16 protein-coding genes, 2 tRNA genes and 3 pseudogenes are annotated in these 24,191 nt (G+C 61.1%); 9 read left to right on the top strand and 12 right to left on the bottom strand.

Annotated elements, in window-relative coordinates:
* Window positions 1–385: 385 nt before the first annotated feature.
* Entirely contained in the window at window positions 386–601 is a 216-nt protein-coding gene (locus tag AC0L2Y_RS12825; RefSeq protein ID WP_473556540.1) for a helix-turn-helix transcriptional regulator, read from the bottom strand.
* 131 nt (window positions 602–732) lie between these two features.
* A complete protein-coding gene (gene traA, locus AC0L2Y_RS12820; protein ID WP_473556537.1) occupies window positions 733–3,723 on the bottom strand; it encodes a Ti-type conjugative transfer relaxase TraA in 2,991 nt (996 codons plus the stop codon).
* 172 nt (window positions 3,724–3,895) lie between these two features.
* Between traA and AC0L2Y_RS12815 the strand changes: the two genes are divergently transcribed.
* Both AC0L2Y_RS12815 and AC0L2Y_RS12810 read left to right on the top strand, forming a co-directional pair.
* Window positions 3,896–4,222: a conjugal transfer protein TraD gene (locus tag AC0L2Y_RS12815; protein ID WP_473556535.1), complete on the top strand. Its 327-nt coding sequence runs from the start codon at window positions 3,896–3,898 to the stop codon at window positions 4,220–4,222.
* 1 nt (window position 4,223) lies between these two features.
* Entirely contained in the window at window positions 4,224–4,508 is a 285-nt protein-coding gene (locus AC0L2Y_RS12810) for a conjugal transfer protein TraD (RefSeq protein WP_473556532.1), read from the top strand.
* Window positions 4,509–5,690: 1,182 nt separating this feature from the next.
* Here the strand turns inward: AC0L2Y_RS12810 and AC0L2Y_RS12805 are convergent.
* The 4 genes and pseudogenes from AC0L2Y_RS12805 to AC0L2Y_RS12790 all read right to left on the bottom strand — a co-directional run.
* A pseudogene (locus AC0L2Y_RS12805) lies at window positions 5,691–5,777 on the bottom strand (transposase); the annotation flags it as partial.
* A gap of 215 nt (window positions 5,778–5,992) precedes the next feature.
* Window positions 5,993–6,295 (bottom strand): DUF1236 domain-containing protein, encoded by a 303-nt coding sequence (locus AC0L2Y_RS12800; RefSeq protein WP_473556530.1) that lies wholly within the window; start codon window positions 6,293–6,295, stop codon window positions 5,993–5,995.
* Window positions 6,296–6,982: 687 nt separating this feature from the next.
* Window positions 6,983–7,438, bottom strand: a complete 456-nt coding sequence (locus AC0L2Y_RS12795) for a BA14K family protein (RefSeq protein ID WP_473556528.1) — start codon at window positions 7,436–7,438, stop codon at window positions 6,983–6,985.
* A gap of 472 nt (window positions 7,439–7,910) precedes the next feature.
* Window positions 7,911–8,981 carry a sensor histidine kinase gene (locus tag AC0L2Y_RS12790; RefSeq protein ID WP_473556526.1) on the bottom strand — a complete coding sequence of 357 codons (1,071 nt, stop codon included), beginning with the start codon at window positions 8,979–8,981 and terminating at the stop codon, window positions 7,911–7,913.
* Window positions 8,982–9,127: 146 nt separating this feature from the next.
* Between AC0L2Y_RS12790 and AC0L2Y_RS12785 the strand changes: the two are divergent.
* Window positions 9,128–11,135 (top strand): annotated as a pseudogene (locus tag AC0L2Y_RS12785) (AI-2E family transporter).
* Window positions 11,136–11,144: 9 nt separating this feature from the next.
* Here the strand turns inward: AC0L2Y_RS12785 and AC0L2Y_RS12780 are convergent.
* The 5 genes and pseudogenes from AC0L2Y_RS12780 to AC0L2Y_RS12760 form a co-directional block, all read right to left on the bottom strand.
* A pseudogene (locus tag AC0L2Y_RS12780) lies at window positions 11,145–11,482 on the bottom strand (phosphatidate cytidylyltransferase); the annotation flags it as partial.
* A 147-nt stretch (window positions 11,483–11,629) separates the two neighbouring features.
* Window positions 11,630–12,232 carry a hypothetical protein gene (locus AC0L2Y_RS12775; RefSeq protein ID WP_473556524.1) on the bottom strand — a complete coding sequence of 201 codons (603 nt, stop codon included), beginning with the start codon at window positions 12,230–12,232 and terminating at the stop codon, window positions 11,630–11,632.
* Between the two features lie 1,182 nt (window positions 12,233–13,414).
* Window positions 13,415–13,702, bottom strand: coding sequence for a helix-turn-helix domain-containing protein (locus AC0L2Y_RS12770; protein ID WP_473556523.1), 288 nt, complete (start codon window positions 13,700–13,702; stop codon window positions 13,415–13,417).
* Window positions 13,703–14,488: 786 nt separating this feature from the next.
* On the bottom strand, window positions 14,489–14,737 hold the full coding sequence (locus AC0L2Y_RS12765) for a hypothetical protein (protein ID WP_473556520.1): 249 nt from the start codon (window positions 14,735–14,737) through the stop codon (window positions 14,489–14,491).
* Between the two features lie 1,441 nt (window positions 14,738–16,178).
* Window positions 16,179–16,253, bottom strand: a tRNA-Asn gene (locus AC0L2Y_RS12760).
* 221 nt (window positions 16,254–16,474) lie between these two features.
* Here AC0L2Y_RS12760 and AC0L2Y_RS12755 point away from each other — a divergent pair.
* A complete protein-coding gene (locus AC0L2Y_RS12755; RefSeq protein ID WP_023676401.1) occupies window positions 16,475–16,735 on the top strand; it encodes a hypothetical protein in 261 nt (86 codons plus the stop codon).
* Window positions 16,736–16,799: 64 nt separating this feature from the next.
* Here AC0L2Y_RS12755 and AC0L2Y_RS12750 read toward each other — a convergent pair whose 3' ends face one another.
* Window positions 16,800–17,000, bottom strand: coding sequence for a hypothetical protein (locus AC0L2Y_RS12750; RefSeq protein ID WP_473556518.1), 201 nt, complete (start codon window positions 16,998–17,000; stop codon window positions 16,800–16,802).
* 215 nt (window positions 17,001–17,215) lie between these two features.
* Here AC0L2Y_RS12750 and AC0L2Y_RS12745 point away from each other — a divergent pair.
* The 5 genes from AC0L2Y_RS12745 (at window position 17,216) to AC0L2Y_RS12725 (ending at window position 23,815) form a co-directional block, all read left to right on the top strand.
* Window positions 17,216–17,289 (top strand) — tRNA-Cys (locus tag AC0L2Y_RS12745).
* 89 nt (window positions 17,290–17,378) lie between these two features.
* Window positions 17,379–18,047 (top strand): protein-L-isoaspartate O-methyltransferase family protein, encoded by a 669-nt coding sequence (locus AC0L2Y_RS12740; RefSeq protein ID WP_473556516.1) that lies wholly within the window; start codon window positions 17,379–17,381, stop codon window positions 18,045–18,047.
* 187 nt (window positions 18,048–18,234) lie between these two features.
* Window positions 18,235–19,626, top strand: coding sequence for a TolC family outer membrane protein (locus AC0L2Y_RS12735; RefSeq protein ID WP_473556513.1), 1,392 nt, complete (start codon window positions 18,235–18,237; stop codon window positions 19,624–19,626).
* 198 nt (window positions 19,627–19,824) lie between these two features.
* A complete protein-coding gene (locus AC0L2Y_RS12730; protein ID WP_473556511.1) occupies window positions 19,825–20,694 on the top strand; it encodes a PopZ family protein in 870 nt (289 codons plus the stop codon).
* A gap of 337 nt (window positions 20,695–21,031) precedes the next feature.
* Entirely contained in the window at window positions 21,032–23,815 is a 2,784-nt protein-coding gene (locus tag AC0L2Y_RS12725) for a valine--tRNA ligase (RefSeq protein WP_473556509.1), read from the top strand.
* Window positions 23,816–24,191: the final 376 nt, after the last annotated feature.

Here is a 24,191-nt window from a genome sequence, read left to right as displayed (position 1 = left end):
GGCTTTGACATTTTCGCGCCAACGGCGCCGATGCAACCGAAATCCGCATCGAGGCTTCGCAGTTGGTGCCGGCAGCGCGAACGGATCGCATAGAAGCGGTCGAGGATGCAGCAAGTCTCGGCTCGGCCTTGACGTGGTGGGACCTGACCGAGCCGGATGTGATGGCCGAGTTAGCGCTCGATCTGTTCGGCCCGGCCGTGGCGACGGCCGACCGGTGCCCGCTAAGAGCCTTTAGTGATGGGCGCGAGACAGACTATCGTGTCTGGTTTACCGTTTTTGCTCGCCTCGGCGGAGCACTTGATGGACACGGACTGAAGCAACAGCCCTGCCACCGTGATCGCTGCGTCTCCATGAAGGCCGACTTTCTGGGGAGTTTGTATCGGCCTCACTCGAAATCATCGGACTTGCCTTTCGGACGCCATGAAACAGGATCGGTGATCCAGCAACTGATGTCGGATTCATGCCACCCGGTCCCGTGGACGCTGATCTTAATCTGGCGTGGGAACGTGCCTTCGGCGATCTTGCGGTAGATCGTGGAGCGGGACAGCCCGGTCCGGGCAAGGACGGTTTTTAGGCGGATGATGCGGTCTGGTTCGGGCATGGCTGCACTGCCTCTTGTTGGCCGTTTCTGACAACTGCTGAGACCAGACAGGGCGCGCCGATACGGGCGCGCAAGAGGGTTTGCCACCGCGTCGTAGCGCGGCGTGGAAACGGCGGTAAATCGGACAGGATCTAGAGTCCGATGCCTCGCCCCCTGCCGAGGCTGATGCCGCGCGTGAAGGCGAGTGCCGCGCCGAGACGGCGGCCCGATTCGAACTGGATCCCAAGCTCGGCCTTGCGGTTGGCGAGGAGGGATTCAAGCTGTGGATCGCGTTCGAGGCTTTTGGCCATGTCGCCCATCGCCGACCGCGTAGCCTTGTAGCCGGCCATGTCGCCAGCCTGATACTGCCGTTGGCTGGTCTGGTCGAGCTTTTGCCATCGCTCCACGAAACGGTCGGCGAGGCGGCCCGGATCGGTGCGGATCTCGGTTTCAAGTTGGAGGGCGCGGATAGCGCGGTTGACCCGGCCACCGCCAGCCTCGCGGGCAAGGCTGGGGTCTTTGACGTAGGCCGCCTCGGCATCTCGCCAGCCATGCGGGCGCACCTCCTCGAAGCCTTTGCGGGCATCGGTCAGTTCGCGCATCTGCACCGGGTCGGCCTTGCCGCCAGCGTTTTCGATGCTGAATACGGCGTCCACGGCGCGGGCATGACGTTTGAGGGCGTCGGTTCGGGCGTAGCGCAGCCCCGCTTCCCCATCCTCGGAGGCGGCTCTGACGGGCGTAGCGCCTTCGCGCCGCGCCTCCTTTCCGGCGCTTTCCCGTTCTGGCCTCCCACCCTGCGGACCAGGCGCAGCGTCTGCGGGCAGGCGGAGGCCGTCGAATAGACCGCCGATCCTGTCGCGCAGCTTTTCCGGGACGACCCTTCTGACGATCTCGGCGACACGCTCGTGGAAGGTGATGCCTCGTCGCTCGGCATAGCCTTGCACCGGATCGACCTGCCTGTAATCCGACGCCATGTCCTTTGCCCGGTCGCGCGACAGGGTGCGGACAAGCCGGTCCTGCGTGGCAAAATCGTCGCGGCCATAATGCAGGTCCATGCCGTCACGGTGCCGCGACAGGGCGACATAGCTGCCATGGGCGTCAAGGCCAGGCGTCGCCAGCACATGAGTGCGGTCCACGGTCATGCCCTGAGCCTTGTGAATGGTTGCCGCATAGCCATGGTCGATGCGGTCGTAGTCCTTGAGTTCGAAGCGCACGAAGCGGCCGTCATCGATGCGCACCGACATAGATTGCGTGCTGACTTCTTCGATGACGCCGAGCGTGCCGTTCTTCACGCCAAGGCCGCGTTCGTTTTGCAGCAACATGACGCGGTCCCCGCTGGCGAAGCTCCGTTCGCCTCGCTGGACCGTGATCCGCACATCAGCACCGAGGTCGCCCGCCGCCCGCATCCGTTCGCGTGCGGCTTCGTTGAGCGCGCGCACCTCGTCATTGGTGTGGGTGAGGATGATGCGACTTTCGTGGGGCGCTTCCTGCCGGGCGCGGTCCCATCGGTTGATCAAATCGTCACGTGCCTGTTCGCGCGTCTGGGCCTCATACACCATGCCATGCGCATCATAGGCATGGATCGCAGCGCCGGTCCTGCCGGTCGCCAGATCGCGCGTGGCGTCCCGCTGCCAGCCTTTGCGCTGGCGGCGCACCTCGCCGATTTCCGCCCCGCCATGACGGTCGTGGATCGAGCGGAAGGCCGCGCCCGCCTCTATTGCTTGCAACTGCTGCGGATCGCCGACCAGCACGACCTTCGCTCTTGCCTCGGCAGCATGGGACAGCACCCGCTCCAACTGGCGCGTGCCGACCATGGCCGCCTCGTCGATGATCAGAACATCGTCGGTGGTGAGCATATCCCTGTCCTGTCCCCAACCCTGTTCCATGCTGGCGATGGTGCGCGAGGCGATGCCCGATCCGCTTTCGAGATTTTCCGCGGCGATGCCGGAAAGTGCTGCGCCCCTTACCTGATAGCCTGCCGCTTCCCATGCCTCACGCGCCACGCCCAGCATCGCGCTCTTGCCGGTTCCGGCAAAGCCGACAACGATCCCCAGATCGCGCCCGTCCGTGATGTGCGCCAGCGCGTCGACCTGCTCGCCCGACAGCACAAGTCCGCGCGCTTCTGCTCGGGCCAACGCCGCCTCTCTGTCCCTGTCGCTGACCTCATGGCGTTCCCTCTCGGCCATGAGTTGGGCAGCATCATGCAGACGCTGTTCGGCCTCGATCATCTGGCGGGTGGTGAAGCGATCCTCGCTCCGCGCATCCTTACCGAGTGCGACCAGGTCGGGCGCGCCGCGAATCGCGTCCATCACCTCGTTGAACTGATCGGTCCCGTCGCTGTGCCGGTGCGCGAACTTTGCCATGTCGCGGCGCGTGAACGTCGATTGCTGATGCGTGATCGCATCCAGAGCGAGGCCTGGATTAGCGATGATGCGGTCGCCATTGCCGCGCGCGATCTCGCGGTGCAACTCGGCGCGGTCGGCTTCGGTCCCCTGATCCTCGATCCGATGCGCGGGCGCGCCGATCTGGCTTTGCGGCTCAAGCGCGATGCCCTGCGCTTCAAGGCTGCGATGGTCGATGCGCGCGTCTATGTCGAGTTCGGCCATGCGCTCATTGGCAAATTCGGCCCAACGTTCGCGCCAGCGCTCGACCATTCCCGTCCGGTTCCAGTCCCGCACCTTCTGGCCGAAGCCGTTTTCGTTTACCGCGCGCATGGTCAGCATGACATGGGCATGGGGTTTGGGCATGCCGTCCTCAGTCATGTCCCAATGCACATTGAGATCGGCAATCATGCCCCGCTCCACGAATTCCGACTGCACGAAGTCGCGGGCCAGCTCGATGCCCTGCGCTTCGCTCATCTCGCGCGGAAGGGCGAATTCGACCTCGCGGGCAAGCTGCGCATCCTTCCTGACCTCGAACGCCTCGACATCGTTCCACAGCCGTTCGCGGTCATTCCATGTTTCGGGCGCATTCTCCGGCAGCATGACTTCGGAATGGACGACGCCGCGCTTGGCGGAGAAATCCTGGACACGGTCAATGCGGTCGTCGCGCAGCCGCGAGGCCGAACGGTAGGCAGCGGATGCCACCGCGCTGGAGCCGGACTTGCGGCCAATGACCTTGACGTGAAGGTGATAGATCGCCATCGCGACCGGATCATTTGCACGACACAGCCCACGTCGGCACGACGTATAAGCGCGCCCTCCCTCGAAAAAATCTCGGGAGCGACCAGCCCGTCCCGAGCCGTCCCGGCAACCCTGGAGCATTCGGCAAAGTGCTCACCTATCATCATCTTATCGACAACTCACGGAGACGACGATGCGCAAACCACGGGACTTTGATGCGGAACTGAAGGCGCTGGAGGACAGGGCGCGCGAACTGAAGACCCGCAAGGTGCAGCAGCTTGGCGAACTGGTCATCGCCACCGGCGCCGATGCGCTCAGCGCCGAGGAATTGGCGGGTGCGCTGATCGTGCTGGCGGAGACCAAAGAAGCCGGAAAGCGGGAGGCATGGGCGAAACGCGGTGCGACGTTTTTCCAAGGGCGAGCGCGGCGATCTGCTACGGCATCTGAGCGCGACGCTAGCGGCCCTGCGACGCACTCGGGCGGCACGCAATCGCTACCAGGCGGCACGGGCGCAGCATGACATGCGCACATGGCAAGTCGAGCGCCGCAAGCGCACGCGGCATTTGATCGAACTGGGCGGCCTCATCGTCAAGGCCGGGATCGTGGAACTGACCGGCGATGACCGCGCCACCATCTACGGCGCGCTCATCTGGATGGCTGACAAGCTCAAAAGCGATCAGGGTGAACAGTCCCGCAAGCTATGGGCCGCAAAGGGGAGGCAGGCGTTCGAGGCGTACGCGGCAACACACAAAACGGAGTCTGAACCATGGGGGCTGAACACACAGCGTTCCGCTCGTGAACGCTAGAATGGTGAATCAAACGATACAACACTGTCGCGAAAAACTATGAACAGCAAGGGGTTAAAGCAGGCAGTGGCCTATCTTCGGACGTCAACGTTGGCGCCGACAAAGACAGCGAGGCGGCACTGGCCGGGGCGGGATATCTGTCGAGCGCTGGGAAACCTTACACGCCGACTGCAATTTCACGAATGCTGGCATCAAAAGATAATAAGGGTGCCGCAACACTCAAGCGCGACGTCAAATCATTGTCTTCGACGGCTGGAGCGGGAGCTGAAAGCCCTGAAATGCCCAATGAACGGTTTTCGATTCCGAGATTGACTGGCCACGGCAAGAGACGGGGTAATAAGGCGCCACCGGCGGTCCGCCCTTGATATTGCTCGCGTCCTGTATGATTTCTCTTTCCCCCTGGGTCGGTGCCGAATTGACAAAATGTATTTGAAGGTCTCCAGCATCTCCGCCATGACTCGGACGACCAGCCAATCCGCCATGTTCGCTAGCACTGCTCCCGCATAGGTCCCCACCAAATCCCACTTCCCTCGGGTAGTAGACAAAGGATCCTGCCCGCCTCGTCCGCCCTTAAGCCCACCAGCATGGAAAGACCGCCTCGCCAACAGCGCTGTCGGGTCCTATGGGAGCAGGGTCAAATTGATCGGCGAGATCAGATATTGGCGTGGAGGGATTTGCCCGAAGGCGGATTGCCTCAACGCATTCGTCACATAATGTAATCTTGCCGGCGAATACCCGTGTGGTACCTGATTTAACCTAGTCCCAAACTACGCTGTCACCGGGCGCATCCTCGCCATCGCTTGGCTTGTTGTAGCCGAGAGCATTCACAGTTGGTTTTGCATACGGCACCCTTCCCGAAGGAAGCTGAACAAAATTGTATTGGGCGTCCAAGCCTTCGAAGCAAGTCAATCTGCAACCGCGATAGAAGCTGCAGCGGATATACCGTCGTGGTGTGGTAGTCTGGCCCGCATGACGACGCTCTACCTCAATTGGCCGGAAGACAGTGAATCCCACAAAGCCGAATAAAACGCATCCGCCGAAATGGATCGAGCCTCAGCTGACGCGCCCGGTCGGCGAAGCGCCCGACAGCCCCGATTGGCTTCACGAAATCAAGTACGACGGATACCGGATGCACGCGCGGATCGACGGCACCGACATCTGCTTGCTCACCCGCGCCGGCCTGTCGTCCGAGACACTGTAGAGCGCCTGCAGAACCAGGACCTTGAACATCATCATCGCATCAAAGGGCGGCCGGCCGCCCTTGGCGCCATCGGAGCGCTTCAGCCCCTTGGCCAAGGTTTCCGGAAAATCTCCCAACGCACCAGTTCGGATCGGAAGGCACACCGCTTGGTAGGGTGGAAGGCGCAAAAAACCCGCATTCCAGAGGGGGACTTTGGAAGCGGGCTCTTTAGCGACCAAACACTCAAGGTGTTCGATGTCTCTATCAACACATCAGCAAGGCGTTTGTTCCATTCGAGGGCTGGTCAATCGATCACCTGCACGATCCTGCGGGTATCCGGATCAACCAGAATCGAGTGATCTGCGACGGCGAGGTACTTGTATCTCACGTTGGGCACGTCGATCGCATCGACGGTGTCGGGCAGAGCCGAACCGACATTGAGTTCGACGCCTAGCAGGCTGACCGACGGAAGATGCTGCTTGTGCACGTATTCGCGTAGGCCGGTCTGCTGTTCGGGAGCAACCACGATGACATCCTCTGCGATGGCCGCACCAATATCCGCGACGAGAACAAACCCGGCGGCGGCAGCGAAAAGATAATTCTTCACTATGAACTTCCTGTGATGGGCTTCGCCTTTGTCGCGGGCGACCGGGTTGGCTGGATTCCCGTTGCGAAACCAAATGGCTCACAAGATTGTTCCAGGAAGCCGCGCCTTGGCTGAGGACGCGGCGGACAAGCTGGGTGTGGGACAGAGGTCCCGACAGTGATCTTCGCGGTTTAGTACCAGCGCCCACGGCCATAGAAGCCGCCGCCGCCTAGCAGAATTACAATGAGAACAATGACCAGAATTGTGGTGATATCCATATGGGCCTCCTATGAGCGCTCCCGGCCCTGTTCGCCGCTTGCCGCCCTTGTGATGATTTGTGTTCTTGTGCCTGTCGTAAAACGAGCGGTTTAACGCAAGCCAAAAAAGCTGAGTGCCGCTAGTACGATAACTACGGCTCCGACTATCCAAATAATGCGGTTCATCACGGCCTCCCTTTATCTTGAGTTCTATAGAGAAAAACTATCGCTTTTGAAGAAAACGATTGCGCGCCGTGCTTGTTCCGCTTTGATGGATTTATAATTCGGCTGGCAGAGCGCCGGCATTTAAGTACATTGCGCGCCGCTCCGTGTCGGTCCGAAAATCCTGCACCACCACACCGCCAGAATGGCGCGATCTACGCAATCTGCAGAAAAACCCGCCACCTTGCGGTAGCAGGCTTTGGCTGAGACGGCACCGGCTGATGCTTTATCAGTCGGGCGAATTGCACTGCTGACGAGGGCCGTAGGTGGGCTGGAACGTGTTGTCCGAAGCGCGATAGCTCCGGTACCGGTCGTAGCACCACTCCACATGGGAATCGCCTCGGTGGACACGGTTCTGGTTGTTGTTGATGATGGCGCTGCTGATCAGCGCGCCAGTGGCGAAGGCCGCCAGGGGAAACCAGTAGTCGCCATGGCGGCGATAGCCGCGATGGTAGTCACGATAGCCGCGATGGCCATTCCAAGTGGTGCCATCATTTTGCGAAAAATTGCGATTGCGGTTGACGCTCCGGTGCTTCATCCACGGCTTGTAGTCGACCGCCCGCACATCGGATGAAGCGGATGGCGCTTGGGGCAGGAATATCCCGGCGGCGCCGGCAGGCACGGCGGTGGCGGCGAAAGACACTGACAATGTGGCCGCCAGCAAACCCGATACGATCTTGATCATCTCTTCTCCTTGAAGGGGTGGTTGACGTCCCTCATGAATTTAAAACGATTTAATCGCGATGTGGTTCCGTCCGTGCTTCAAGGAAAGCGAACATTATATGCCAAGGGTCGCCTGTACATTTCCGGAAAGCTGTCGCTTGCAATTAGTTTATCATGCTTGCCCAATACTTTGGGAGAAGGCGAAATGACCGTTAGCGGCGGGGTGGAGTCAAAACAGCTTTCACGACTTGCTTAAGTGTGCGACGACTATTGTTGCCAAACACGACTCCGAGCGTCACTTCGGGTACAGGACGACAATTGCACTTGCGATTCGAGACGATTATCGTCGCACCTGGTCCGAGCGCTGAGCCGCCGGCGCGACTGGCATCCGCTGTTCAGCTAAGAATGAGGCCGGCTAGGAGAAGCGACAGCGGAGCGAAGCGGCAGCGACTGGTTCCACGGGGGGCGGGACTGGCCCGAATGTCGTGCAAAGGCTACGCCGCCCGCGGTATGCGTGAGGTGAACGTCGCCCTGGTCACCGACACGCTGGTGCCGCCGGCATCGCTGATGATCTCCACTTTGGCCTCGAGCTGCTTGACCAGCGCCTCGATAATGGCGGTTCCGAGGCCCCCGTTTGGCGGCTCGCCGGCGGCTTTGCCGGCTCCATTGTCCGAAACCGTCAGCTTCCAGTCGCTGCCGTCGGTCTCGTAGGTCACCTGGATCAACGCCTTGGCCTTCTCCAAAGGGAAGGCATATTTGATCGCGTTGAGGACAAGCTCGGTGACGATCAGGCCGAGGCTCACCGCCTTCTGCGAGTCTATCCTGCCGCCCTGCGCCGTGACGTTGACCTTGATCGGCTGGTCTTCACCGACCATCGACGAGGCCAGGCTGCTGCACAGCTTCGACAGATAGGAGACGACGTCGATCTCCTCGATGCCGGTCGAGGTGTGGAGGTGGCGCTGCACTTCGGCCACCGACAGCACGCGTTGATGGGCATCCTTCAGGTGCTGCCGCGTCTCATCTGAGGTGACGGACCGGGCCTTCAGCAGCAAAATGCTGGCGATGATCTGCAGGCTGTTGGCGACCCGGTGCTCCATTTCGCGCAGCAGCACATCCTTCTGCCGCAGCAGGTCTTCGGTGCGGCCGAGAAGTTCTTCCTTTTCCCTTTCTATGGCGCGGCGCGCCGTGATGTCATTGAAGGCGAGCAGGATGGTCGCGGCTGAATTGTGGTCGTAAAGGACCTTCCGCGCGTTGAGCAGCATCGTGCGCCGGCCGATATCGGGGAAATCATGCTCGACCTCGAAGCCGTCCATGGCGGTCTTCTCGGGAATGATCGTCTCCAGGAGCTGGTGAAGCGCTGGAATGTCCCACTGGCCGTCGCCCAGCGCGTAGAGCAGCGAGCCGTGCGTCTGCTGGGAATCGACCCTGAAGGTCTGATAGAAGGAACGATTGGCCGCCAGCACACGAAAGTTCTCATCGAGCACGAGGAAGGGTTCGACGATCGTATTGACGATGGCCTGCGCCAGCGTCTGCGCGTCTTCGATATTCGCAATGGGGTGGAACATAGGCTTCGAGGCCAATCCAGGGGCTGTGTCCCCGTGATTTTCTTTCTACCGGTTTGCCAGCCACCTGTCGCGAATTGAATCGAACCGGCGTACGTTGCACGCCAGCTAAATATACCCGATCATGGCGGCTGGCAGGGAGACATCGGGTGGCGGCAAATCGTCGAAAGGGCATTCAGCCGTCGGAGCCCGGACTGGCGGGCATTTTGTCCGCCGCCAACGTCCATCCGCACACCTCATTGCCCACTGTCGCCACTATCGTGACGACGGTGGCGGCGCTGTATTTCGGGCGCGAGGTTTTCCTGCCGATCGCCATCGCGCTGCTTTTGACCTTCGCGCTGGCTCCCGCCGTGTCGGCGTTGAAGCGTGTCGGCATCCCCCGCCTTCCCGCCGTCATGGTCAGCGTGTTCGGCGCCTTCGCGGCGCTCGCTCTGTTCTCCTTCGTTGCCGCATCGCAGGTCAGCGAACTGGCGCAGAACATCCCCACCTACCAGACAAACATCCTGACCAAGATCCGCTCGCTCAAGGAAACCGGGGTAGGAGGAGGGATCATTGCCAGAATGAGCCGAGTGATCGAGCGCGTCGGCCAGGAGGTCGACCTGCAGGAACCGCCGCCTGCCGCCGAAACCCGGAAGCGCGAGCCGGTGCCGGTCGAGATCATCGGGCGCGAAAGGCCGCTCCAGGTTCTGCAGAAACTGATTGGCCCGTTGATCAGCCCGCTGGGCTCGGCCGGGCTGGTGATCATCTCATCATCTTCATGCTCCTGGAGCGGGAGGATCTGCGTGATCGTTTCATACGCCTCGTCGGCTACGGCGATCTGCATCGAACCACCGAGGCGCTCAGGATGCCGGCAAGCGGGTCGGCCGATACCTACTCATGCAGCTCTTCGTGAATATCGTCTACGCCATACCGATTGCGGTTGGACTTTGGGTTCTGGGCATACCCAATGCGTTGCTGTGGGGCCTGCTGGCGCTGGCACTGCGCTTCGTCCCCTATATCGGCCCGGTCATCGGCGCCCTCTTGCCTCTGTTCCTGGCGCTTGCAGTGGCGCCTGGCTGGTCGCTCGTGCTGTGGACGGCCGCCTTGTTCCTGGCGATGGAGATAATTACCGGCAACATCGTCGAACCCTGGCTTTACGGCTCGCGGACTGGGCTGTCGCCATTGGCCATCATCGTTGCGGCGATCTTCTGGACCTGGCTCTGGGGTCCGCTGGGTCTGGTTCTGTCGACGCCGCTCACGGTCTGCCTCGTGGTGCTCGGCAGACACGTGCCGCAGTTCGAGTTTCTCGATGTGCTGTTCGGCAACGAGCCGGTACTCGAACCCCATTCCAGGCTCTACCAGCGGCTGCTGGCCGGCGATCCCGAGGAAGCGACGGACCATGCCGAAGAGATGCTGGAGGAGAAGTATCTGGTCGAGTTCTACGACGAGGTCGCGATTCCCGCACTTCTGCTCGGCGAGCAGGACCGCGTCCGCGGCGTGATGGGCGAGCAGCAAAGGCAGCAGGTGGCGGCCAGCGCGCTGACGCTGGTCGCAAACCTCGACGACAGCGCAAAGGAGGAGGCTGACGAGGACGATGACCCGGCCGCGACCGGGGACGCTAGCGCCGATGCGGGAAAAAGCGGGGAGGCAACAAAAGAGGCAGATGGAGAGGGCGAGAACGAGCCCGAACTGCCTGATGGTGCCGACATGTCGGTGCTTTGCGCCGGCGGGCGCGGCGAACTCGACGATGCCGCCGCCGCCATGCTGGCGCAGGTGCTCGAGGTCCAGGGGGCGACGGTTTCGAAGACGAGCTTTGCCGATATGGAACCGGCGAGCATACGCCTCCTCGAGCTCGACACTGTCGACACCGTCGTGGTCGGATTTCTCAACCCGGACTCCCTAAAGCACGCCCGTTTCCTGGTTCGTCGGCTTAGGCGCGCCAAGCCGGCTCTACGGGTAGGCATCGTGTTCTGGTCCGAACCCGGCGGCGACGAAAAGGACGCAGCCGCCAAGCTGGCCAATGACATCAATGCCGATTTCGTGGCGCATAGCATGGTCGATGCAGTGCGTGGCGCGCTGTCCAGCGAGCCGCCGGTCGCGCTCAAGCTCGAAGCCAAGCGTCGCTTGCGCCGGCGGCCGTCCGTCACGAAGAAAGCGCCGCTTGCGGTTGCAAGCTGAGGCCGCCCCTCACGTCCAGAAATAGCGGACCGTATGGAAGAAGACCGGGGCGGCGAAGACCAGGCTGTCGGCACGGTCCATCATGCCGCCATGGCCTTCGATCAGGTGGCCCCAGTCCTTGACGCCCTGTTAGCGCTTGATGGCGGAGGCGACCAGCCCACCGAGGAAGCCCATCAGGCAGGCGATGAACGCGACGCCCGCTGCCTGCAGCGGCGAAAACGGCGTCAGGAACGACAGCAGCGCGCCGAGCAGGCTCGACGCCGCCAGCCCGCCGACCAGCCCTCCCAGGTCTTCGACGGCGAGACCGTCGGCGCCAGGAGATGCCGGCCGAACAGCTTGCCGAAGATACGTGCTACACTGGCAAGCCAGTCAACGCGAGGGACCTGTGTTCGGTGATATGACCAAAGTAACCGCTTTACCCGACAGAGTGGATTTCGACGTGGCCGCAGATGAGGTTCGGCTGGCTAGCTGGTCGCTTGGGGCGGTGCTTCATTTTACCAGCCGGCTAGCTCTGGCAGATCGTCAAGCCAGCTTTTCTCTGGCATCGAGGCCTCGCCGGCCAGCGGCGCAGCCTCGGAGGCGTTGTGAATGAGCCAGTCCATCCACTTTCGATAAGCGGACGGTGCCAACTCGGGCGGCAGCACCTTGGCCTTGGCCAGCATGCGTTTGCGGAAACTGACTTGCCTGCGCAGTTTGATTGACGTGAACTTGATTGACTTGCCCTGGTATTCAACCGTCCAGCGCCCATCTCCGTGGCTGGTGAGCCTGTCGATGGCGAAATCGGCGTCGACCGGCCTGTCTCGCCAGGGAAGCTCAATGGCATTCTTCCTCAGATCGAGTGCCCATCGCCTGTAACTGGCCCCGGCACGCTGGGGCGGCAGCACGCCAGCCTGTTCGAGTATCTTCCTGCGGAACGCAGGCTGCTTCTTGAGCTGGCCGGTCGACAGCTCGATGCGATGCTCACGGAATTCGACGTGCCAGCGGATCCTGCCATTGCCGAAATACTTCACCAACCTGTCTATGACGAACTCGTCATCGGAAAGCATCACGCACCCCTGCTTGATGCTTTCGAGAATGTACTGGCTATCGGTGGGCATGACGCGCCTCGTGCAGGACCTTTCAGAAGCTTAGAGCTGCAAAAAATCAAGGGCCAATTTCTTCACCGGCGCGCGGCGTTGACAGTGCGGCCTGTCAAATGGGCTAGCGTCCTCTGTCCGAGGACAAAGGACAGAAGCGATTGCCGGCACCGACGCCGCTTGATCCTTTGACGTCTGAACAGCCGTAACCGACCGCGCCAGCTATACGATCGCCCGCCGTGCCGAGAGGTGCGGCGGGCACTTTTTTGCGCTATGGATCTCTCATCGCTGGGAAAATTAACGAAACCAACCGGTCGCGCGCATCTTTCGCGCACTTTTGTGAGCGCGCCCATTGGGCGCGCCAGGCGAGGAAATCGTCCACACTAATCCAGTCGACCGGATCTTGATTGGCTTAGGGCGGGCTAAATTCGACATAGAGATGCAGCTCTTCAGGCAAGAAGACGACCCGCCACGTTCCATTGGAATCGGCGGCAAGACTGCAGGTGAGAGATCTCATGGCGAAGTCCTTTCGAGGCGAGCTTGCCAGACGGCCCGGGAAATTCCATCGCAAGAAGTAGGTCTTCACGCGCCGAAAGATGCGGCGTTTTGGATGCATTGGGCCATAGCTGGGTCCCTGGCTCAAAGCCGTATGTGACGCATCGGTTCCGGAAGTAGGTTGCCTGCTCCGCCTGTGGTGTGGTGGCAAACCAAGCCGGTGAGCCAGGCATTCCAAGCCCGAAACCAAAGCAGCCGCTCAAAAGGATAATCGCGGCCCCGCCGCCGCCAAGGTGTGGTGTTTGCGCAATGTGATATCCCCCTACTCACACTCAACGTCAAAAGCTTCGCCCTCGCAAGGGCGCGATTGACGATAGCAGGAGCAAGTAGACTACGACCTGACCCGCTAAGCGCGCGGTTTCGTCTTCGGTTGAGGGGTGCTTTCTGACGGGTTTGCAGCCAATATTGCAGATCGCCGATCTCTGAGCCAAAGGGACTTTCTTGTTACGACTAGCTCGGCTCTGTCGTCCTCAGCGGTCGCTCGACTATGCATAGCAGCAATGGCAAAGTCGGCTCTGTTCGTTCGGTAGTCTTCCTTTTGCACGGCCATCGTTTTCTCCCTGTTCGTGGCCCCTCTTTGCCCTGGCGGGAGATTAGCTGCCGGTGCATTGCGCGAGTCAAATCAAACTAAGCACTCCGCAGTCGCGCCTACATGTCATTGTTTTCGATGATGCCGGCCTCTCCGTCGGGCAGGTGAGGGGCGGCTGACGCGGGCTTTCTGAGCCGTACCCCGGCGCCACCCCCATTCTCCGGAATGAACACCACGCCAAGACGCTCCATGGCCTGCACCATGGCCGTGAGATTGTTGGCGACGGGGACCGATCGCCCAGCTTCAAAGTTTCGGACGGTCGACAACCCCACCTTTGCGGTCTTGGCTAGTTCGTCTTGCGATATGTTGGCCAGCCCTCGGGCGGCTCTGCATTGCTCTGGCGTCATGGTGCGAGTTGATCCTTTCTCAACTAATTTCACCACCTATTTTTTGGCCGCTGATCAGTGAAGCTGTTCGCTTGGCTGCGAAGCGCCCAGCGTGTAATCATAGCTATTTGCTGCCTGCAAGCTGTCTGGTGCGGCCTTCGGCCGTCGGCGATTTGCGCGTGAGCGGGGTACCTATGACCACCAAAAGTGGCGAAGTCAGCGCCGCCAAAGGATGGTAAGCGATCAAGGACGGCGACTAGATGGACTTGCAGGTGCTCAGAAATGAGTTCGAAGCGGGAGATGGTTCGTTCCTCATCACGATTCGACCCAAAATGATCTGGGATGTCTGAGGCGTTCGACCGATTGTCCAATGCCATGGAGCAGTGCTGTCGAGTTCACGAGGGAAGCCAGATATTAGAGCGATGGGTGGCAGTAGGGTTTTGGTTACGTGCCAAGGTTTGTCCGGGCGTGGACGAGCCATCCCGAGTTCCCTCGCGACTTCCCGGTCACATATTTTGAGAGAGCGTATCGTCGGCTGGATGATTTGGTCGACTGCTATTTTCTGGGCAGCTATCCGTATCCCGCGAACCATGCTTGGGAGCTGTTCGCCCTTAGGAGAAGCCGGGACTCCGCATACGTGAATTCCCGGCAGGCTTTTGAACCCTTTGAGTGTTCGGCGTAGGGGCTTACTGAATCGTCGTCGATCATGCCTCTGCACTGAGAATACAGCGAGGAAGCAGCGGGGAATGGCTACCGGGCGAATTAATGTGGTGAGTGCCGAGGCATGCCGGCCAGCCCCGAGGGGCGTCAAGAAGCGACCTGCGACGCAGTGCCGGCCTGCTTCGTGAAGTCATGGCGGCGCGCGCGAACATGTGCCAGCAAATTCACTTCATTGACGACCCCGGATTGAAAGAGAGACAGCGTGGTCGAGGCCAGAATCTGGCTGTCTATCGAGATGCTGTACGATTTGGCGTCGGCGGCTATCTGATCGACAACCCGCTGACAGATCGCTCGATCTTTAGGTCTAAGGAACCGGCTTTTCGGTGCTCGAGTCATCTCGACGCCTTTAAAGGGGAAGTTACTGTGTCCCCACGCGACGGGATGCGTGGGTCTCCGCGAATGGACCCTAAACGCATTCAGACAGATAGTTGCCATTCGTTTGAGTGGTGCCGATGTCCCGAAGCGAGGTCTGCGAGGCCACGTCAACCAGCTGATTCTAGGGCGATGATTTGCTCGATGATCCACCGATTCCGTGATACGTCTCCGCTTCCAGCACAAAGTTTTGCCCGCAGTCGGCGCAGCAGAAACGATAGAGCAGAAGATCATCGAGCGGTCCCGCTTCGGTAGATCGCTAAAATGCCATCGAGCCCCTCATGGAGCCTGCGTCAATCTCCTTCGATGTCTCCATCGGCCACGGCCTGCTGGATCGTTCCGATTGTGCGAAATAGCTCGCCTCGCGTCCTGAAACGCACGTACTCGTCTAGATGCTCGCAGCGTGAACAGGTCATCTCGCACGCAGCTCTCCCGACCGTCGCCAATCAGCCTGATCGCATCACGCCGTTACTAACTACGGCTCCAACTGAAAACAGTTGGGGGACAGTTAGCGCTGTCGCTGAAAACAGCGGCCGAACAGCGTCGGGCGATGCCCTACTGCCGCTTTTCCGGTCGCGCAATTCCGTCGCCCCCCGCCCAGCGGGCTGCCGAGCACTCAATCAGTCAATGTTTAGAATTGTTCTTAGAGGGATATTTGCCTCGCAGGGTCTAGACATAGGTGGACCAGTCAGCGAGGCTCATCTTCATGGCTATTACCACTGGAATGCAAAATCCCCTGACTATGTCCACGCGGATGGGCTACGAAGGGTTTTCGTAGACCTGCTTTTTCTTTGGTCCGTTTCCAGCATTGATTCGTGGGGATCTACTCGGCTTCCTAGCAATGGCTGCGTCCGCACTCATGACATTCGGCTTTCCGGGTTCATCTGGATTTTCGTCTACAACCGCTGGCATTTCAGCCGGCTACTCGCAAATGGCTATCAGCCGGCGGGATACAGCGTGCAAGTCGTGCCTACTTTGATGACGCTTCAGCGAGAGCCCCCTCAAGAGCGCAGATATGAAACCTCGCCGACTGGGTTTGCTCCACGCGAACCGGCATCATCAGTCCACGTCAGGACCGAAGCTCCGAAATCCATCCCTAAAGCGTTCGGACGCCGCGCTCAGCGAGGATGGCTACCGTCGCTGGAACAGGCTTATTTGACCGCTATTTGACCGTTTTATCTGCTTGTTCGCTAAGTAGTTGAAATGCTTGGTACGCCCAAGGGGAATCGAACCCCGTTCCCGCCTGACCGGGCGTTGGGCGATACTAAAATTCGTGCAAAGCCATCCTGTCACGCTGATCGCGGCAACATCAAATCAAACCAATAGCGAAACTCGATTCTGTAGACATGCTGTAGATCAGCAGTTTTCCGGGGAATTTCAGGATGGGGTAAGTTTTTGTAAATGTTGGCTCCCCGGGCCGGATTCGAACCAGCGACCAACCGGTTAACAGCCGGTTGCTCTACCACTGAGCTACCGGGGAACAGAGGCTCTTGCGTGAGTGGGGCAGCCTATAGCAAACCCGTTTCGGCTTTGCAAAGAAGCATTTTGCATTTTTTTCGGTGCTTTTTGGCGCAGGGCTTTCTGGCAATGGCCGGCGAGCGCCCTCATATGAGCTGTCTCTCGCCTGTCACGGAACAGAAAAGGCCGTTGCGGCTTTCTCCGGCTGACGGTGCTACTGATGCAAATGGATCGACATTTCACATGACGGCAATGAGCGACGAACAGCCACCGGCCCGGAAAATCTCGGTCTTCGGCCGCCAGTTCACCATGCCGCGCTCGCGCGGCCTCAGGATTGCGATCGGCGTTGTGCTGATCATCGGCGGCATTCTCGGCTTCCTGCCAATCCTGGGTTTCTGGATGGTACCGATCGGATTGCTGGTGCTCTCTTACGAATTCGCATTGGTGCGCCGTCACCGGCGCCGCTTCGTCGTCTGGTGGGAGCGGCGGCGGAGGCCGGACTGAGACTGCCCTGCTGACAGGCCGGCATCCGGCAAAATGTCGGTGAGCGGCGTGGTCCGTCCAGGCATCACCGAGGCTCGTCGAAACAGCTTTCCAGGCGTTCGCAGAGCTCCTTGAGAACGGCGGTAGCCGACGCCAGCCGCGCCCGGTCGCGCGGCGGCAGGCTGTTTGCGCCTTCTATGCCGAGGCGGTCGATGGCATAGCGCACAAGCTCTGCAGACTGCGACAATCCGCGCGGTGTGCCGTCTTGCGTCGCTGATCGAGCCATGGCGGAGCCTCCTTTCTGCCCAACGTGGCCGCCGGGTTCGGGTTCCTCTCGCCGAGAATCATGCTTAACGATAAGCTAATATGTTATTGCTAGCATGGCATGGCGTTGATAAGCAGTGCCTCGATGTCGGAAGAACCGTTGGGAATGCATGGTGGCCGCTTGACGGCATTTTCGCCGCAACCTATTGGAGCCGGGTGGAACGCCGGGAGCAACGAGGCCTCGTGGCGGAGTGGTTACGCAGAGGACTGCAAATCCTTGCACCCCGGTTCGATTCCGGGCGAGGCCTCCAATACCCGAGCTCCCGCGCGTCAGCGCCAGGGGGCTTCAGTTCCGGTCGAAACAGCCGCGGCCTTCGCGCGGCAAGCGGATGGTTGGAACATGAGCGCTGATTTTGCCGAACGCCGGGTGAAGATGGTCGACGGCCAGATCCGCACCACCGACGTGACCAGCGCGCCGTTGCTCGAGGCGATGCTTTTCGTGCCGCGCGAGGCCTTTGTTGCCTCCGGCCAGCGCGATCTTGCCTATATCGATGAGGACATCCGCATTGCCGATACGGCCGAGGGTCCGCGCTATCTAATGGAACCGTCGCCATTGGCCAAGCTGATGCAACTGGCCGATATCGGCCCAGGCGATTCGGCACTCGATGTCGGCTGCGGCACCGGCTATGCGGCGGCGATCCTGTCGCGGCTGGCAAGGTTCGTGGTGGCGCTGGAAAGCGATCCGGCCCTAGCCGAGACCGCCACTTCGACGCTTGCGGCGCTGGGTTGCGGCAATGTCACCGTGGTCCAGGGGCCGCTGCCGCGAGGCCATGCCGCAAACGCGCCTTATGACGTCATCCTGATCGGCGGCAGCGTCGGCGAGGTGCCGGCGGCGCTGTTCGACCAGCTTGCCGAAGGCGGCCGACTCGTCGCCGTGGAAGGGCAGGGCAATTCGGGCGTAGCCCGGCTTTTTTTTAAGACTGGAGGGGTTGTAACGGGAAGACGCGCATTTAATGCGGCAATTAAGCCACTACCGGGATTTGAACGCATTCCCGCCTTCGAATTCTGAGTGATTTTGCCTTGCAGCGAAGGCGTTGTCATGATCGCTTGCGTTTGAACAATCGTTGCTGATCTGCATAACCGGGTGTTTCTTGGGGGCTTTCAGCGGGGGAACGATAGAAAACGCGGCGCCGGCTGATCAGAAGGAGAAGCCAGCGTGGCGCAGTTCCCGTGCAAAACGAATGAGGGAATATAACGTGCCGTCTGTACGCAAGTTGCTTTTTACCGCTGTCCTCGTTTCGGCGACAGCGCTTTCTCCACTGGCCGCCTCGGCCGAAACTATCCTCGGGGCACTTTCAAAGGCCTATCAGAACAATTCCTCGCTTAATTCTTCACGCGCCGGCGCCCGCGTCACCGACGAGGGCGTCGCCATCGCCAAGTCCGGCTGGCGCCCGACCATCACCGGCTCCGCAGACATCGATTACACCAGCACCCACATCAATGGTACGAGTCGAACCGCGCGCATAACCACGGGCAACTTTGGCGTCCAGATCAATCAAACCCTGTTCGACGGCTTCCAGACCAAGAACAACGTCGCCGCCGCCGAAGCGCGAGTCAGCGCATCGTTCGAAAGCTTGCGCAACACTGAAGAGAACACGCTGTTCAACGCGGCGAGCGCCTATATGGACGTTATCCGCGATCGTCAGATTGCCGTGCTGACCGAACAGAACCTGCAATTCCTGACCGAGCAGGCGCGTGCGGCGCGTTCGCGCTTCGAGGTCGGCGAGGGTACCCGCACCGACGTCGCGCAGGCCGACGCCCAGCGTGCCTCCGCGGTGGCGCAGTTGAGCGCCGCCCGTGCGACGGCGCTGGCAAGTGCTGCGACCTATCGCCAGATCGTCGGCGACGAGCCGGGCAGGCTCAGGCCGGCTTCGCCAGCATCGAAGCTGTTGCCGTCGAGCCTCGATGCGGCGATCGCGATCGCATCGGCCGAGCATCCGGCCATTCTCGCCACCCAGCACCTGGTCGACGCGGCGGCGTTTTCGGTGAAATCTGCCGAAGGCGCGCTGCTCCCGCAGCTTTCGGCCAGCGCCGGCGTCTCCAGCGACTATCGCAACACGGTTCCGGGCGTCCTTGGGGCAACGCAGGACGGCACAAGGACGTCGGCGAACATCGGTGCCACGCTGACTGTGCCGATCTATTCGGGCGGACGGACCTCGGCGACTGTGCGCCAGTCTAAGGAATCGCTCAGCCAGGCGCGGATCGAAGTCGACGTCAGTCGCGACCAGGTGCGTCAGGCCGTGACATCGGCATGGTCGCAATACACCGCCGCGCAGCAAAGCGTCACGGCCAACCGGCAGGTGGTCGCCGCCGCACAGCTTGCCTTGAACGGCGTCATCGAAGAGCGCAATGTCGGCCAGCGCACCACGCTCGACGTTCTCAACGCGCAGGCGACGCTCATCACCGCCAAGATCAATCTTGTCAGCGCCGAACGCGACGTGGTGGTGGCAAGCTATGCCATCCTCTCGGCGGTTGGCCATTTGTCGGCAGAGCGCCTTGCGCTCAACGTGACGAAGTACAGGCCGGAAGAGCATTACAACGCCGTCAAGGACAAGTGGATCGGCCTGCGCACGCCGGACGGCCGCTGATCGCCAGGCCGTGTTTTCAGCCCGCGCTCGAACGACGCGCGGGCCTCAACTCCCGACCCTAATCTGTTGAAATCCGAGATGTCGCCAGATTGGGGATTCTCGCAAGGCGTTCCGTCGGTTACGCTGTTGCCATGATTCGAATCCGGCATTGCCGGACAGGAAATCTGAGAACGAGTCACAAGGGCGGCGGATGTGACGATGGCGACGGCAAGCAGCGTACAGCGCGAACCTTCCATGGAAGAAATACTGGCTTCCATCAGAAGGATCATCGAGGACAGCGATACCGGCCGCAAGCAGCCGGGCGACGCGGACGAGCTGCGCCAGGATCTGCAACCGGCGCCGGCTGCGGGACGGGCAGCGGAGGGGGATACGTTCCGTTCCGAACTGCGCGGCGGACTGGAGATCGCCAAGCCGGCCACGCGGGCCGAGGTGCAGCCAACGGTCGCGCCGGTCATCGAGCGCCTGGAAACGCCGCTCCGCCCCGGCCCGGTAAAAGCAGCGGTGACGCTGGCTGAGGTGAACACCGTTCCCGAGCCGCCTGCAAAGCCGGATCGGCCTGCGACGGCCAAGGCTGCGGAGACGACCGACACCATCATCGCCGATTGGCGGCGCGAGATCGCCGCGGTCGGCGACGCGATGGCCAAGCCGGAGCGCGCCGAGCCATCCCATACGCCGGACGCCGAGCCGAAAGCCGAGATTTTCGAGGGCGAGGCGACTGCTGGACCTGCGCCGGAGCCTTCGGAGATTGGGCTGGAGCCATCGGAAAGCAGCCCGGGACCTTCGAAAATCGGCCCGGAACCTTCGAAAATCGGATTTGCGCGTCCGGCGGCCAGCGAGGCGCCGCCCGCACGTCCGGCGATCCTTTCGGAGCATACGGGCCGGCAGGTTGCCGCCGCCTTCGGCGAGCTTTCCGACGCGTTTGCCAGCCGCAGTAAGAAGACCTTCGACGAGATGGCCGAGGAGATGCTGCGGCCCATGCTGCAGGACTGGCTGGACAACAACCTGCCGACGCTGGTCGAGCGGCTGGTGCGCGAGGAAATCGAGCGCGTCGCGCGCGGCGCGCAGTAGCAATTCGGAGAGCCGCCGACGGGCGGCGCTCGACCGGCGAATTGTCGACGTCAGCGCTGCCCCTCATCTGCCTGCCGACAGGCGCCATCGGCGAAGCATCCGATCTCCCCGCAAGGGGGGAGATCGGATGTCTCTTTGGCTTTCGCCAACCACCAAGGCTGGAAGGCACGGCAAGGGGCAGCGCGAACCTGACGCGATTGCCTTGTAACATTCAGTTCCGCGAGTTGCACCGAACCATCCCGGCGCTATCTATCGGCCATGCCCTTGCGGTTGACTTGGCAACAACCTTCCGATTTACACCGGACCACAAATTCCGGACAGCGCGGACCGTTTTCCCATGCTCGAAAAGACCTACGACGCCAAAGCCGTCGAGCCGAAGATTGCCAGGATATGGGAAGAGGCCGACGCGTTTCGGGCCGGCGCCGGGGCCGAGGAGGGGGCTGAAGCCTTCACCATCGTCATCCCACCGCCGAACGTCACCGGCTCGCTACATATGGGCCATGCGCTCAACAACACGCTGCAGGACATTCTGGTGCGCTTCGAGCGCATGCGCGGCAAGAATGTCTTGTGGCAGCCGGGCATGGATCATGCCGGCATCGCCACGCAGATGGTGGTCGAGCGCCAGCTGATGGAAAAGCAGATCCACCGCCGCGACCTGACGCGCGATGAGTTCATCGACAAAGTCTGGGAGTGGAAGGACGAGTCCGGCGGCGCGATCCTCAACCAGCTGAAGCGGCTCGGGGCCTCGGCCGACTGGAGCCGGGAGCGCTTCACCATGGACGAGGGCCTCTCCAAGGCCGTGCTCGAAGTGTTCGTGACGCTCTACAAGGAAGGGCTGATCTACAAGGACAAGCGCCTTGTGAACTGGGACCCGAAGCTGTTGACCGCCATCTCGGATCTCGAGGTCGAGCAGCAGGAAGTCAACGGCAACCTCTGGCACTTCCGCTATCCGGTCGAAGGCACGACATTCGATCCGGAAAATCCGAAGACCTTCATCACCGTTGCGACGACCCGGCCGGAGACGATGCTGGGCGATACGGCTGTCGCAGTCCACCCCGACGACGAACGTTTCCGGCATCTTGTCGGCACGAACCTCATCCTGCCGATCGTCGGCCGCAGGATCCCGGTGGTCGCGGACGAGTATTCCGATCCCGAAAAAGGCAGCGGTGCGGTCAAGATCACGCCAGCGCATGATTTCAACGATTTCGAGGTCGGCAAGCGCCACCGGCTGCCGGCGGTCAACATCCTCACCGTCAATGCGGCGGTGAGCCTCAAGGACAATGAGGACTTTCTCGCCGGACTGAAAGTGACGCCGGAGCGCCAGGCCGTCTGGGACAGCCTCGACGGACTCGACCGTTTCGATGCGCGCAAGAAGATCGTCGAGTTGATGGAGGCGGGCGGCTTTCTCGAGAAGGTCGAGCCGCATCGCCACGCGGTGCCGCATGGCGACCGCGGCGGCGTGCCGATCGAGCCGTTTCTGACCGACCAGTGGTATGTCAATGCGGCGGAACTGGCCAAGCCGGCGATCGCCTCGGTGCGCGAGAGCCGTACCAATTTCGTGCCCAAAAACTGGGAAAAGACCTATTTCGACTGGATGGAGAACATCCAGCCCTGGTGCATTTCGCGCCAGCTCTGGTGGGGCCACCAGATCCCTGCCTGGTATGGGCCGGACGGGCATGTCTTTGTCGAAAAGACCGAGGAAGAGGCGCTCGGTGCCGCCGTCGAATATTATCTGGCGCTGGAAGGGCCGTGGAAGGCCTGGGTCGAGGACAAGCTCGAGAATTTCCAGCCTGGCGAGATCCTGACCCGCGACGAGGACGTGCTCGATACATGGTTCTCGTCGGCGCTGTGGCCGTTCTCGACGCTCGGCTGGCCGGACCAGACGCCGGAGCTGAAGACCTATTACCCGACCGACGTGCTGGTCACCGGTTTCGACATCATCTTCTTCTGGGTCGCCCGCATGCTGATGATGGGCCTGCATTTCATGGATCAGGAGCCATTTCATACCGTCTATGTCCATGCGCTGGTTCGCGACAAGAACGGGCAGAAGATGTCGAAGTCGAAAGGCAACGTCATCGATCCGCTCGAGCTCATCGATGAATACGGCGCTGATGCGCTGCGCTTCACCCTAACGGTGATGGCAGCGCAAGGGCGCGACGTTAAGCTCGATCCGGCCCGCATTGCCGGTTATCGCAATTTCGGCACCAAGCTGTGGAACGCGACGCGCTTCGCCGAGATGAACGAAGTGGCGCGCGACGACGATTTCTGGCTGCAGGACGCCAAGCTGGCGGTCAACCGCTGGATCCTGACCGAGCTGACGCGAGCCGCGCGTGATATAACGGACGGCATCACCTCATACCGCTTCAACGAGGCGGCAGGTGCCGCCTACCGGTTCGTCTGGAACCAGTTCTGCGACTGGTACCTGGAACTGCTGAAGCCGGTGTTCATGGGCACCGACGAGGCCGCCAAGGCCGAGAGCAGGGCATGCGTCGCCTTCGTGCTCGACGAGATCTACAAGCTGCTGCATCCGATGATGCCGTTCATGACCGAGGAACTGTGGGCCGAAACCGCCGGCGAGGGCAGGCAACGGCCATCGTTGCTTTGTCATGCAGCATGGCCGTCGCCCGACTTCGAGGACGAGGCGGCCGCCGCCGATATCAACTGGCTGGTCGATCTCGTCTCCGGCATCCGCTCGGTGCGTTCGGAAATGAACGTGCCGCCGGCGGCGATCGCACCGCTCGTGGTGATCGGCGCCAACGAAGCGACACGCGAAAGGCTCGAGCGTCAGGGCTCGGCTATCAAGCGTCTCGCGCGGGTCGGCGACATCTCGCTCGCCGAGGCGCCACCGAGGGGATCCGCCCAGATTGTCGTCAACGAGGCGACCATCTGCCTGCCGCTCGGCAGCCTGATCGACCTTGCCGCCGAGGCAGCGCGCCTGCACAAGGAGCTTGCCAAGGTGACCGAGGAAATAGCGCGGCTCTACAAGAAGCTGTCCAACGAGAAATTCGTCGCCAACGCGCCGGAAGAGGTGGTGGAGGCCGAGCGTGAAAAACTCGCCGAATATCGCGAGGCGCAAGAGAAGCTTTCGGTGGCATTGGCGCGGGTGCGCGACGCTGGCTGATCGAACAGATTGGGTCGGCTGGCCGCAACAGATTCGCCGGTCACGAATCTGCTTTCAAGGCAGGCCGCTTGCCACGAAAACAGGCATTCCGCAGCGTAAATCTTGAGGCAAACTGAATGTTTTTGCCCCATTGTTGCCGTAATGTAACAATGGCTGACTGGGCACGCAAAATGCCCTGTTCTGTAGTGTTTTAGGTGGTATTCCCGAGTTTTCTCGTCAATTTGTATTGAGGCGGCCATTTTCCCGCCTCGGGAAAAAGACCGCAACCTTGTCGGAAATGCGTTCCGCCAAGGTGTACATGTACGCACGGCGAATTCGTTGTTGCGCCGTTAACCTGAATTGGTTCTAGCTTGATGCAAGGATATTTCGGGGAGGA

The sequence above is a fragment of the Mesorhizobium sp. WSM4830 genome, from assembly GCF_055811495.1.
Note: the sequence above shows the minus strand (reverse complement) of the source record. Positions and strands in the feature narration are given on the sequence as shown.